At 29.9% G+C, this 13,484-nt stretch carries 11 protein-coding genes; 6 read left to right on the top strand and 5 right to left on the bottom strand.

From position 1 onward, the window contains the following. The first annotated feature begins 67 nt into the window (after nucleotides 1-67). From GQS58_RS02645 to GQS58_RS02630, 4 genes are all read left to right on the top strand, one after another. Nucleotides 68-6,193 carry an alpha-2-macroglobulin family protein gene (locus GQS58_RS02645; protein WP_166382604.1) on the top strand — a complete coding sequence of 2,042 codons (6,126 nt, stop codon included), beginning with the start codon at nucleotides 68-70 and terminating at the stop codon, nucleotides 6,191-6,193. An 86-nt stretch (nucleotides 6,194-6,279) separates the two neighbouring features. Continuing rightward, nucleotides 6,280-6,726 (top strand): hypothetical protein, encoded by a 447-nt coding sequence (locus tag GQS58_RS02640; protein ID WP_166382602.1) that lies wholly within the window; start codon nucleotides 6,280-6,282, stop codon nucleotides 6,724-6,726. Between the two features lie 165 nt (nucleotides 6,727-6,891). Next, entirely contained in the window at nucleotides 6,892-7,338 is a 447-nt protein-coding gene (locus GQS58_RS02635) for a hypothetical protein (protein ID WP_166382600.1), read from the top strand. Between the two features lie 348 nt (nucleotides 7,339-7,686). Continuing rightward, on the top strand, nucleotides 7,687-8,169 hold the full coding sequence (locus tag GQS58_RS02630; protein ID WP_166382598.1) for a hypothetical protein: 483 nt from the start codon (nucleotides 7,687-7,689) through the stop codon (nucleotides 8,167-8,169). Between the two features lie 32 nt (nucleotides 8,170-8,201). Here GQS58_RS02630 and GQS58_RS02625 read toward each other — a convergent pair whose 3' ends face one another. Genes GQS58_RS02625 through GQS58_RS02615 form a run of 3 tightly spaced genes read right to left on the bottom strand, consistent with a single transcriptional unit; the run spans nucleotide 8,202 to nucleotide 10,080 of the window. After that, a complete protein-coding gene (locus GQS58_RS02625) occupies nucleotides 8,202-8,558 on the bottom strand; it encodes a TfoX/Sxy family protein (protein WP_166382596.1) in 357 nt (118 codons plus the stop codon). 8 nt (nucleotides 8,559-8,566) lie between these two features. Continuing rightward, the gene (locus GQS58_RS02620; RefSeq protein WP_166382594.1) at nucleotides 8,567-9,082 is read right to left on the bottom strand and encodes a DUF4136 domain-containing protein; all 516 of its coding nucleotides are present in this window, start codon (nucleotides 9,080-9,082) and stop codon (nucleotides 8,567-8,569) included. A gap of 8 nt (nucleotides 9,083-9,090) precedes the next feature. Next, nucleotides 9,091-10,080 carry a M28 family peptidase gene (locus GQS58_RS02615; RefSeq protein ID WP_166382592.1) on the bottom strand — a complete coding sequence of 330 codons (990 nt, stop codon included), beginning with the start codon at nucleotides 10,078-10,080 and terminating at the stop codon, nucleotides 9,091-9,093. 67 nt (nucleotides 10,081-10,147) lie between these two features. Between GQS58_RS02615 and kdsA the strand changes: the two genes are divergently transcribed. Further along, nucleotides 10,148-10,966 carry a 3-deoxy-8-phosphooctulonate synthase gene (kdsA, locus tag GQS58_RS02610; protein WP_166382590.1) on the top strand — a complete coding sequence of 273 codons (819 nt, stop codon included), beginning with the start codon at nucleotides 10,148-10,150 and terminating at the stop codon, nucleotides 10,964-10,966. 286 nt (nucleotides 10,967-11,252) lie between these two features. On the opposite strand, the gene GQS58_RS02605 is transcribed toward kdsA, so the two are convergent. Next, nucleotides 11,253-11,624, bottom strand: a complete 372-nt coding sequence (locus GQS58_RS02605) for a DUF1801 domain-containing protein (RefSeq protein ID WP_166382588.1) — start codon at nucleotides 11,622-11,624, stop codon at nucleotides 11,253-11,255. A gap of 37 nt (nucleotides 11,625-11,661) precedes the next feature. On the opposite strand from GQS58_RS02605, the gene GQS58_RS02600 reads away from it, so the two are divergent. Then, entirely contained in the window at nucleotides 11,662-12,216 is a 555-nt protein-coding gene (locus tag GQS58_RS02600) for a hypothetical protein (protein WP_166382586.1), read from the top strand. Nucleotides 12,217-12,344: 128 nt separating this feature from the next. On the opposite strand, the gene GQS58_RS02595 is transcribed toward GQS58_RS02600, so the two are convergent. Further along, nucleotides 12,345-13,364, bottom strand: a complete 1,020-nt coding sequence (locus GQS58_RS02595; RefSeq protein ID WP_166382584.1) for an OmpA family protein — start codon at nucleotides 13,362-13,364, stop codon at nucleotides 12,345-12,347. Between the last annotated feature and the right edge of the window lie 120 nt (nucleotides 13,365-13,484).

Below are 13,484 nucleotides of genomic sequence, written 5' to 3'. Positions count from 1 at the left end.
AAACTCAAATAAATTTTGATTTGCAAGCTAATTTGTAGGTGCTTTAAAAGCATAAAATAAATTGATTATGAAAAAACTGACAACAACACTAATAATGATTATAGCTTTCTCTTCTTTTTCTAACGCTCAAGACTCTTTTAAAGACCTTTGGTTACAAGTAGATACCTTTGAAAAAGACAATTTACCTAAATCTGCTTTAAAAATTGTAGAAAATATTTACGCTAAAGCGGATACACAAAACAATGCTGCCCAATTGATAAAAACACTTTTTTATAAAAGTAAATATTCCTTAACATTAGAAGAAGATGCGCAATTAATCATCATAGATAATTTTAAAAAACACATTGCTAAAAGCGAATTTCCAACAAGAAACGTATTAGAAAACATACTAGGAAATTTATATTGGCAATATTTTAATGAAAATAGATACAAATTTTACAACCGAACAAAAATAGCCTCTTCGACAAGCTCTGAGTTTAAAAAAGGTGATTTTAGAACTTGGGATTTAGAAACCCTTTTTAAAGAAATTCACTGTCATTTTGAAGCTTCTTTAGAAAATGCAGAAGAATTACAGAAAACAGATATTTATGACTATTCTGATATTTTACAAATCTCCAAAGAGTCTAAAACATACAGACCAACTTTATATGATTTTTTAGCAAACAATGCTTTAGATTTCTATAAATCATCAGAAACTAGCATTACCAGACCTTCTTATAAATTTGTGTTAGATAATTCAGATTTTTTATCTGATTACAAAACCTTTTCAGACTTAAAAATTGAAACTGAAGATGACTTATCATTACAATTTAATGCGTTAAAAATCTATCAGAATTTAATTCAGTTTCATACTAAAGAAAACAATTTATATGCTTTAGTAGATATCGATATTCAACGTATAAACTTTATTTACGAACATGCTGCTTTTAACGACAAACAGAAAATCTATCTAAGCACATTAAATAAAACGAAACAATATTTAATTAAAAATGAAGCAAGTGCTTTATATACTTTTCAAATAGCGAAATACCATAGAGAACAGGACAATTATAGACTTGCTTTTTCTATTTGTAATGAGGTAATTAATGAGTTTCCAAAAAGTATGGGAGCGCAAAAATGTGCGGTTCTTAAAAGCCAAATTTTAGAAAAATCACTTTCTATTACTGCTGAGCAATTTGTGCCCATTAACACAAATTCTAGAGCATTGATATATTATAAAAATATTGATAACATCTATTTTACAGCGTATAAAATTACAAGTACAGAACTAGAAAAGTTCAATAAAACGTATAATAACGCTGATAAAATAAAATTTATAAACACTTTAGAGCAGAACAAAAATTGGAACAATAAACTAAGAAATGAGCACGATTATTTACAGCACAGTACAGAAGTAATACTTCCAAAATTTGACAACGGGAATTATTTAATTGTTTCTTCGGAAGATGAAATTATTGTTGAAAAGTCCATTTTTGGAACAGCCACAATTCAAGCAACCGATTTAACTTTAATCCAAAATAATTTTGATGACAAATACAATTATCAAATTGTAGATAGAAATACGGGGAAACCTGTAAAAAATGCAGAAGTATCTCTAACCAACAACAAACCTAGAAGAGGTGCGAGTATCAATAAGACATTAACGACAGGTCAAAACGGATTTGCTTCTTTTAAAAGTGACGATTATTATGCTGATGTAATTATTAAAGTAAAAACAAAAGATGATGTTGCTACTTTTGGAAATCATTATTTATATAAAACCAATGGAAGACAACCAAATGAAGTAAACCAAAGTTTACAGTCTTTTATTTTTACGGATAGAAGTATTTATAGACCAGGACAAACAGTTTATTTTAAATCGATTATTATCAAGAAACAAGGAGAAGAATCTACTGTGTTTACTGATGATTTTATAGAAATCAATTTAAAAGACGTCAATAATCAAACGGTAAGTACATTAGAACTAAAACTAAATGAATTTGGCTCTGTTGCTGGCGAATTTATCTTACCAAACAATGGTTTAACTGGTCAATATGCTATTGAAATAAAACAAAGTGCAAAAAGTAAAAATTCGATTCGTTTATATTCTAATCGTTCTTATATTTCTGTTGAAGAATATAAAAGACCAAAATTTAAAACGGAATTTAAACCCATTACTGAAAGTTATAAAATTAACGACGCAATTACCGTAAACGGATTTGCAAAAGCTTTTTCTGGCGCAAATATTACCGATGCCCAAGTAGTGTATCGTGTACACCGAAAAGTGCAATTCCCAAGTTGGTATTATTGGAGAAGACCAAATCCGGTTTCTAGTTCGCAAGAAATTTTACACGGAGAAAGTATTACTGATGAAAATGGCGCATTTAAAATAGTCTTTAATGCCATTCCTGATGAAAGTGTCGATAAAGAAAGTTTACCTATTTTTAATTATGAAATCACTGCAGACGTTATAGATATCAACGGAGAAACTCGCAGTGCAACTAGCATTGTAAATGTTGGATATCATGCTTTAGTTACAACTATTTTATCAGAAAACAACATCGATAAAAATAGTAATAACACTACTTTAAATATTGATACAAAAAACTTAAATGGCGAGTTTGTTCCTGCAAAAGGAAATATCAAAATATACAAATTAGAAGCTCCAAAAAATCCGTTAAGAGACAGACCTTGGGCAGCGCCAGATTATCAAGATATTTCTGAAAACGAGTTTAGAAAACTATTTCCTAATGATGCCTATTCAGACAATGAAATGGATGCTACAAATTGGGAAAAAGGAACACTTGTTTTTAACGAAGAGTTTAACACAGAAACTAGTGAAAAACTCCTTTTAAAAAACACCAAAAATTGGCTTTCTGGTAAATATAAAATAGTTTTAGAAAGTAAAGATAAATTCAATCAGAAGGTAAAAGACGAAAAAATAATTACATTTTTTGCCACCAAAGAGAAACAAGTTACAGACAATAATTTATTTGTAATTCATGCAGATAAAACTGCTTATCAAGTTAATGATGTCGTTGAAGTCCAAATAGGTTCTGCATCTAAAGACATTACTGTTGTTGTACAGGTTGAAAAAAATCATACAATTATAGAAACTCGTTTAATTAAATTAAACAACGATACAAGAACAATAAAAATACCAGTAAACAAAGAAGACATTGGTGGTTTTGCTGTAAAATATCACTTTGTAAATTATAATTATTTTAAAAGTGGAAACTTATTAATTAATGTAACTGAAGAAAGAGAAAGCATAGAGATTGAAACCAATATCTTTAGAGACAAGTTATTACCAGGACAAGATGAAACTTGGAGTTTTACTATTAAAAATGATAAAAACGACCAACTTGCTGCTGAAGTTTTAGCTTCTATGTACGATGCTTCTTTAGATGAATTTAAAGCGCATAATTGGAGTTTTAATCCGATAGCTTCAAAGCCAAAATATTATTCTTATACCCATAGTAATGCTAATAATAGTTTTAGCAATACTTATTTTAACATCGTTAATGCTCAAAGAAATCTATCTGGTTACCCAACAATTTCTTATGATACTTATAATTGGTTTGGGTTTCGTTTTGGAACGAATAGAAATCTTCATTTAAGACGTAAAATGACAAAAATGAGTGCACCAAGCCCAGAAATGATTGTGGTAATTGAAGATGAAAAAGAAGTTTCAGAAAACATTATTGAATCTACAGAAACGGATGAAAGTGAAATGGTTGATGATGTTTCTTTTGTTAAAGAGGAAGAAGAAAAAGTCTCTTTAGAAGGAATACAAATCAGAAAAAACTTTAATGAAACTGCTTTCTTTTTACCTCAATTAAGAACTGATAAAAACGGACAAGTAAGTTTTTCTTTTACAATGCCAGAAGCATTGACAAAATGGAAATTGCAATTATTAGCACATACAAAATCGTTAAAATCTGCAACCAAAACATTAGAAACGGTTACGCAAAAAGAATTGATGATTGTACCAAATGCACCAAGATTTTTACGTGAAGGAGATGAAATTACACTTTCGGCAAAAGTAACCAACTTAACAAATAACCAATTAAGTGGTTTTGCTAAACTAATTTTAACAGATGCCATTACAGGAAAAGAAATTGATACAGCATTAGAAAACCTCAATGCTAACAAAAAATTTACCGTAGATAAAGACGGAAATACCAATGTTTCTTGGAGTTTATCAATTCCGGAAACTGTGCAAGCAGTACAATATAAAATTGTTGCAAAAGCTGGTGATTTCTCTGATGGTGAACAAAATGTTTTACCTGTTTTATCCAACAGAATGTTGGTTACAGAAACTTTACCAATGTGGGTAAGATCTAACGAAACTAAAACTTTTACCTTAGATAAGTTAAAGAATAATACTTCTTCTACTTTAAAAAACCATAAGTTGACTTTAGAAATGACATCAAACCCAGTTTGGTATGCAATTCAATCTTTGCCCTATTTAATGGAATATCCGTATGAATGCGCAGAGCAAGTTTTCTCTAGATATTACGCAAATACTTTGGCGAGTTTTGTCGCAAATTCTAACCCTAAAATTCAAGAGGTTTTTAATGCTTGGAAATCTTCTGATGCGCTTTTATCAAACTTAGAAAAAAATGAGGAATTAAAATCTTTGATAATTCAAGAAACTCCTTGGTTAAGAGATGCACAATCTGAAACCGAACAAAAAAAGAGAATTGCTTTATTATTCGACTTGAATAAGATGAAAAATGAGCAAGAAAAAGCCATCAATAAATTACAAGGAATTCAGATGAATTCTGGTGGTTTTCCTTGGTTTAAAGGTAGTAGAAATGAAAGCAATTTTATAACACAACATATTGCAACTGGTTTTGGTCATCTGCAAAAATTGGGCGTTACAGATTTAGATGCTTCAACAAAAAAAATGATTGAAAAAGCTGTACAGTTCTTAGATGAAGAATTGGATGATCAGTATAAGAAGTTATTAGCCAATGCCGAACAAATCAAACAAAAAGCAAAAACAGAAAAGAAAGGTAAAGAAGCATACAATGATTATTTAGCTAAAAATAATTTGAACTATTTTACCATTCAGTATTTGTATATGCGTAGTTTTTACAGCAACATTTCTATGGATAACAACTTGCAAAAAGCGGTTGCTTATTACAGAAATCAAACTGTTACCTATTGGAATGATTATAATTTATATGCAAAAGGACAAATTGCTTTATCATTATTTAGAAATGATAAAAAAGAAACTGCTAACAAAATTTTAAAATCATTAAAAGAAAATTCAATTACTTCTGATGAATTAGGAATGTATTGGAAAGAAAATGCTGCAGGGTACTATTATTATCAAGCTCCTATAGAAACTCAGGCATTAATGATAGAGGTTTTCTCTGAAGTTGGTGTCATTCCGAATGAGCCTCAAAGAGCGAAGAGGAATCTAAGTGATATTGACAATTTAAAAATTTGGTTGCTAAAAAACAAGCAAACCAATAGTTGGAAAACTACCAAAGCAACGTCTGAAGCAGTGTATGCCTTATTATTAAATGGCAGCGATTGGGTTTCGGTGACAGAAATGGTCGATATAAAAGTTGGTGATAAAGAAATTAATCCAACAAAGTTGGAAGATGTAAAAGTGGAAGCCGGAACTGGTTATTTTAAAACTTCTTGGAATGGGTCTGAAATTACACCAAAAATGGCAGCAATTACCATCAACAAGAAAGGAGAAGGAATTGCATGGGGAGGTTTGTATTGGCAATATTTTGAAGATTTAGATAAAATTACCTCTGCAGAAACTCCGTTAAAATTAGATAAGAAATTATTCTTAAAAGTAAATTCAGACACAGGTAAAGAGTTACAAGAAATAATAAAAAACACACAGTTAAAGGTTGGTGATTTAATTACAGTTAGAATTGAGTTAAGAAGTGACAGAGATATGGAGTTTATTCACATGAAAGATATGAGAGCTTCTGGAGTAGAACCCATAAATGTTTTATCTAGCTATAAATGGCAAGACAATTTAGGATATTACGAAAGCACTAAAGATGCTGCAACGAACTTCTTTTTTGATCGATTACCAAAAGGTGTTTATGTTTTCGAATATGATGTAAGAGTTAATAATGCTGGTAATTTTAGTAACGGAATTACAACCATACAAAGTATGTATGCTCCAGAATTTAGCAGTCATTCTAAAGGGATAAGAATTAAGGTGTTAGAAAATTAAGCATTTTACCTAGCAAAATAGTACCTCATATATTTTGAAAAAAGGGTAAAAAGGTTGTATTTTTGAGTAACCCCCAATTTAAAATAATGAAAAAAATATTATTAGCCCTCAATTTAATATTTGCAGTAAGTTTAACAGTAAAAGCCCAAAACATATCCGACCATGCAATTGGTGTTCGTATCGGCGGCGGAAATGGAACAGGTGGAGAAATCTCCTACCAAAAGCATTTAAACAATAACAACCGTTTAGAAGTAGATTTAGGTTTAGCCAGTGAAGTTAACGATTTTAAAGTAACAGGTTTGTACCAATGGCTTTGGAGCATCGAAGAACAATTTAACTGGTACGCAGGCGTTGGTGGCGGAATTGCATCCGCTAGTAAATTAGGTATTTACGGAGCTGGAGTTGTAGGATTTGAATATAACTTTAATGCCCCAATAGTAGCCTCTTTAGATTATAGACCAGAACTTGGTTTTTCTGGGGCTTTAGGCGGTTTAACTTCTAATATAGGTATAGCCGTTAGATATCAGTTTTAAAAAAAATCCCCCTAAAAAAAACCTTCTAATGTTAATCATTAGAAGGTTTTTTTATGTGCTAAATTGTTAAGGAAAAATTCTTTTGGATTCATTTTTCAATAAATAAAGTTCATTTAGATGAAAAATTAAATATAACTTTGAACTTTAATAAAAAAACAAATGAATATGAAAAAAACACTTTTAAGTATTGGTCTTTTAGTAGCTGGAGTATTTTCTATAAATGCACAAAGTATTTCTGAAAATGCAATTGGTCTAAGATTTAGTGGCGGAAATGGAGTTGGAGGAGAAATATCTTATCAAAGAGCATTAGGTGAAAACAACCGTTTAGAAGTAGATTTGGGTTTAGCAAATGAATTTGCTGATTTTAAAGCAACAGGTTTATACCAATGGGTTTGGAATTTAGAAGATAAATTTAATTGGTACGCAGGAGCTGGTGGAGGAATCGTTTCTAATGGTGGAACAGCAATTTATGGAGCTGGTGTTGTAGGTATTGAATATAATTTTGATGCACCAATTTTACTTTCTTTAGATTATAGACCAGAAGTAGGAATTACTGGAGGATTAAGCGGTGTAAACTCGGATATTGCACTTTCTGTAAGATACCAATTCTAAATAATTAATTTATTATAATAAAAATCCTCTAAATTAATTTTTAGAGGATTTTCTTTTTTTACTCGCTTTTACTAGCAGGATAAAACCCAAAGCTAATTACAATCAATAATTTAAACCTAATGCTCGCAATTAGAAATTTACTTTTAAAGAGCTCTATTGGTTTCGTTTATGGCATACTTTAAAATTATTTTACCTTTTAAAAACCTTCTACTGTAACTATTGGACCTTTTTTATTATAAACTAAAGTTTATATCGAAAAACCTTTTGAATCAATAATTCAATGGATAAAGATCATTTAGATACAGTAAAACATCTAAATTTGAAACATAATAAAAAACACACATAAACATGAAAAAAACACTTTTAATTATAGGTCTATTAGTAGCTGGAGCATTTTCTGTAAATGCACAAAGTATTTCTGAAAACGCAATCGGTTTACGTTTAGGAGATAATGATGGTTTTGGAGGAGAAATATCTTACCAAAGAGCTTTAGGAGATAATAACAGATTAGAAATTGATTTAGGTTTAAGAAACAACAAAAACTACGACGGTTTTAAAGCTACTGGTATTTACCAATGGATTTGGAATATTGAAGGTGGTTTTAATTGGTATGCTGGTGTAGGTGGTGGTTTAGGAAACTACAGTGGAAAAGACAACAAAGATAATTTTTCTGAAACATTTGCTTTTGCAGCTGGTGATATTGGAATTGAGTACAATTTTACAGACGCACCAATATTACTTTCTTTAGATTTAAGGCCAGAATTTGGTTTTGGAAATACATACAATGATTTTGATAATGACGTAGCATTCGGTATCAGGTACCAATTCTAGATAATAAAAGATTATAAAAAAAATCCTCTAAATTATTTTTTAGAGGGTTTTCTTTTTTTACTCGCTTTTGCTAGCGGATTAAAATCTAAAGCCAATTGCAACCAATAGTTTAAATCTTCCTCTAAATCTACTGCTTCTTCAGAGAGAAATACAAAACCTTTCATCGGTTTTCCTGTAAAATTCATTTTGTTACAACCTTCTTTTTCTAAAGATGCTTCATAAATATTAGGATTAATACGCGCCATAATTTCTTCTTTCATTACAGCAACATACATTTTATCATCTACCATAAATAACAAACCTCCCATCATCTTTTTAGTAATAAAAGAAACACTTTTTTCATTTAAAAATTGAGAAACTCTATCTGCTAAATATTCACTATAAGCCATTATTATTTTTATTTTAGCGGATAACTATCTAATATTTTATGGAGAACTTCTTTAAAATAAAGCACTCTTTTTTCTGGAGTTCTTTTCTCTTTTATGGTTGATATTAAAATTCCTTCCCAAAAAAGTTCGTTGGTTTTAGCATCTACAAATTCTACCTTTATTTCTTCATCTAGTTTTTTTCCTCCAATTGGTATTCCACCAGAAACAGCTAAACCACCGTTTCTACCTCCACTACCTAAACCAATAGCAATGGTATTTGTAACTTTAGGAGCAGATGTTTTTGACTTAAAGTTGATATAAAAATCAGGAACTTCTACTTCTTTAAAACCCTTTTCTTCCATTTCTTCAAATAGTGCATCTGCTGCCCTATCCACGTCAAATTCATTTAAACCAGCACCAATATCATCAAAAAAAGCATAGGTTTTGTATTCCTTAAAGTTGGTGTTCTCATCATAATCTGTAATTACTTTAGAGGTTGAGCAACTCATTAATAAAAGTAATATGAAGTATTGGGTTTTTTTCATCAGAAATATTATTTATTTTCTTCAATTACAACTCTTGTTGGGGTATCTTTTCCGCTAATAATGCTCTCTGTACCTTTAGCAACAGCCTTTATCGTTTCTGTAATTACCGTCATGTTTAAAGTCTCTGCTTCATCAGAAGCTTGATGATAATCTTTATCAACATCTATTGGTGTTGTAGAAAAAGTATGCGAAGGCACACCCAATCTTGCCAAAGAAGCATTGTCTGATCTAAAAAACAAATTAAACTTTTTATACGGATCTGCAAATAATTGATAGCCAGTTCCTATTAAGTTTTTCTGAATAATTTTTCCAAAATCAGATCTTTCAAAACCAGTTAACCAAGCTGTATTTGGTCCAAAACTTGGCACCTTACCAATCATTTCTAAATTAATACCTGCAACAAATTTACTCGCATCAATTCCTTTACCAAAATGAGTAGAACCAATTAACCCCATTTCTTCACCTGTAAAAGCAACAAAAAGAATCGTTCTTTCATTAGTTCCTTTCGCTTTAAAATATGCTGCCAAAGCCAAAACTCCTGTTACGCCAGAAGCATCATCATTAGCACCATTATAAATACTATCTAATTGTCCTTCTTTTTTTACAATGCCTAAATGATCGTAATGTGCAGAAATAACTACAATTTCATTTTTTCTAGATTTCCCTTCTAAAATACCGATAATATTACTAGTTGTAATTTCCTTTTTAGAGCTTTTATCTTTAAACGTAAACGTTTGTCTATAATTCTTTAAAGTATCATAAGTAGACAAACCTATTTTTTTAAATTCATTTTCTATGTATTTCGCAGCTTTTTCAATTCCAGGGGTACCTGTATTTCTACCTTCCATATCATCCGAAGCTAATGTGTAAAGGTGTTTTTTTACAGTAATAGAATCTATTGTTGCTACCTTTCTCTTGGTTTTAACTACTTTAGAGCTTTCTTTACAAGAAAAAATAAACACAAACAAAAGGACATAAATTAAGCTAATTTTCTTCATTTTAATAGATTTTTAAAAGGATAAATATAGCTAATTTTATTTCGTATTTTTGCTAAAAATATATAAAATGGATTTATCTCTTATACCAAACATAAAACACGTAAACTCAAATAACTTTTTTTTACTTGCAGGTCCTTGTGCCATTGAAAGTGAAGAAATGGCCATGAGAATTGCAGAAAAAGTACTTACAATTACAGACAAATTAGAAATTCCTTATATTTTTAAAGGGAGTTTTAAAAAGGCAAATAGAAGTAGAATTGATAGTTTTACTGGAATTGGAGATGAAAAAGCATTGAAAATTTTACGTAAAGTTTCTGAAACTTTTAATGTGCCAACTGTTACAGATATTCATGAAATTTCAGATGCTATTAAAGCTGCAGAATATGTAGATGTGTTACAGATCCCTGCTTTTTTAGTGCGCCAAACAGATTTAGTAGTAGCTGCTGCACAAACGGGTAAGGTTGTCAACTTAAAAAAAGGACAATTTATGAGTCCTGGTGCTATGAAACATGCAGTACAGAAAGTAAAAGATGCAGGGTCTGAAAAAGCGTGGATTACCGATAGAGGTACTATGTTTGGCTACCAAGATATGATTGTAGATTTTAGAGGAATTCCAGAAATGCGAAAATTTGCACCTACAATTTTAGACGTTACGCATTCTCTACAACAACCTAACCAAGTAGCTGGTGTTACTGGAGGAAGACCAGACATGATTGAAACTATTGCGAGAGCCGGAATTGTAAATAACGTAGATGGTTTGTTTATAGAAACTCATTTTGACCCTGCAAACGCAAAGTCTGACGGAGCAAACATGTTACATTTAGATAACTTAGAAGGTTTGTTAACAAATTTAGTTGCTATTAGAAAAACGATAAATAATTTATAAAAGAGTAATTTTTTAGGCGTATTAACAGGCTTTCACTACTTGTTTTTTTCTAAAAAAAAAGAGCTCAAACATAGAGCCTCTCTTGAGCGTAGTTGAAAGGTTCAATCCTTAACGCAATTACTAAATTTCAATAAAAAACAATTACACAATTCCTGCAAGGTCTCTTTTTGGACCTTGTAGGTATTTATTACTTGCTTATACCAAAAGAATTTAATCGATAGTTTTAATTGTTTATTTGGTACTTTCTATTTAAACCTACAAGGTTTTGGAAACCTTGCAGGAAAAATTATTTTCTTTTATAAAACCCTTTTTCTTTCAGTTGATGCGCTTCTTGTAAAACGGATAATAAAATTTCTTCATTAATAGCATCAATAGAACAATAACGCAAGGATTTTATAACCTTTCTATTTTCTGAAATTAAATGTTCATTGTATTTTGTTAAATGTGCAGAAACCCAAAAACCAACATCTACATATCCTTTTTTCTTAGAAGGATTTAAGTAACAAAATGGCTTTTCATCTAAATAATAAAAAGGCATTTTCCATTTAAATTGTAAATCTACTTCCGGAAAACTAGTTTCAATTAAAATCTGCAAATGCATTAAAATAGATTTGAAAGGTTCTGGTTGCTTTAAAATATAATCTTCTACAGGTTTCATTGTTGTATATTCGCAAAGGTTAAAAAATAACAGTTACATGAACGATAATATACAAATAAACTTTTCTTTAAAAGGATTTACAAGTATTTTAATTGGTGCTTACTTTTTTATTGCAGGCTTTTTAATAGAAACCCTATTAAAAGGTTTTTTAGTTAAAGAAACTCCTTTTAATCTGTCTTCTCAAACTACAGAAATATTAATTATCACTATTATCTTGCTCGTTTTTATTTTTTCTTCTTTGGCACTATTTTTTAATGGAAAAAGAAATGCTAAAAACCATCAACTCCTACTTTGGAATGATAAAAGCAAAGTAGCTTTAAAAAAATATATGATTGCATTGGTCATAATTTTCGCCTCGTTACTAATTTTAATGAATCTTGGTTATATAGCCTACCTTACTCCTACTTTCCTTATTTTATATGGACTTTTACTCTTTTCAGTCAACAATAAAAATCGAAAAAATCTGTTAATTTTAGCAGGCTTAAGTGTTCTTTTAGCAGTTATCTGTTTTTTAATACCTACCTACTGGTCTGCATCTCTTTCTATTTTAGGAATAGCACATGTAGCGTATGGTGTTTCTGTAAAAGAATAAGTTTTATTAGCTATCTCACAGAAATTTATCAATAAAAACTAAAAACAATTCACTTTTGTTGATAATTAAAAATTACTGTACAAAGAATCTAAAAAAGCAAAGAACAATATACCTCCCTTAAGCTATAATTATTTTCTTACCAGAAAAGAAACCTCAACTCTTCTTGCTTGTGAGTCGCTTTGTGCGCTATAATCGATTCCGTGGTATTGTGTTAATATTCTTGTTGGATGTACACCTTTTAACATTAGCGCTTTTTTAACTGCTTCTGTACGCTGCATAGATAAGTTTTCGTTATAAATTGCATTTCCTTTATTACTTGCAAACCCATTTATTATTATATCTAGATTTACATTTGCTTCTAAAATAGCATGCAAGTCTTCCACAATAAATAATGAGTTCTCATTTAAAACTTTAGAGTTAGATGCAAAATAAAGCTCTTTTTTAAAGTTTTTATAGGCTTCAACTAATTTTTCATAAGTACTTGGTAGCATCTTATTTTGAGAAATCTCATTTTTAAGCGCTTGTATTTCTAATTCTAATGCTTCTAAATTATTGATAGAATCGGTTTTAACCTGTTCATTTAAAACAGTTACGCCTTCGTAAAGTGAATCTTGCTTTTGTTGTACTACCAAAGAATTAATAGCATCTTTTTCTTCTTCAATTTGATTCTCTTCTTCTTTATTTCTATTAACAGGAGCAATAATAGGTAGGTAAACAACATTAGATTTACCGTTATTAGATTGTCGCTGTAATAACGATTGTCTAAGTTGATTAATTTCAGATTTCAGATTTTTTAACTCACTAGATTCAGAACTAGAAGTATTATTTCTTTCTATACTATCATTTTTATTATTTAAACGATTTTCTAACGCTGCTACCCTACTTTTTAAATAATCGAATTCGAAGTTAGAATTAGTTTGCTGACTAAAAACAGTATCAGTTCCCTTAATTAATTGTTCTTTAGAATTCTTTTGTAGCGTTTTTTCTTTTTTGTACAACCTTAATTTTTTAGTTAAAGATAGAATGTCATCTTCACTCATTACCACCATACTCTCATTAGAAATATTAGCATCGTTTTGTTGTGCATAACTCATGGTTAGAGAACCTAATAGAAGAAAAGAAATACTAATATATTTTATTGAATTCATTTTTATATTTTTTTAAAAAATTAAATAGTAATTACACCACTTATTTATAAAACACAATAAAGATACTATAAGTCACATTATGAACACAGTATTTTAAAAAATTGTGACTTATCAATAAAT

Origin of the sequence: Polaribacter sp. 11A2H (assembly GCF_011379025.1) — a bacterium.
Taxonomy (GTDB): domain Bacteria; phylum Bacteroidota; class Bacteroidia; order Flavobacteriales; family Flavobacteriaceae; genus Polaribacter.
This window is presented reverse-complemented; position numbering and strand designations above follow the sequence as displayed.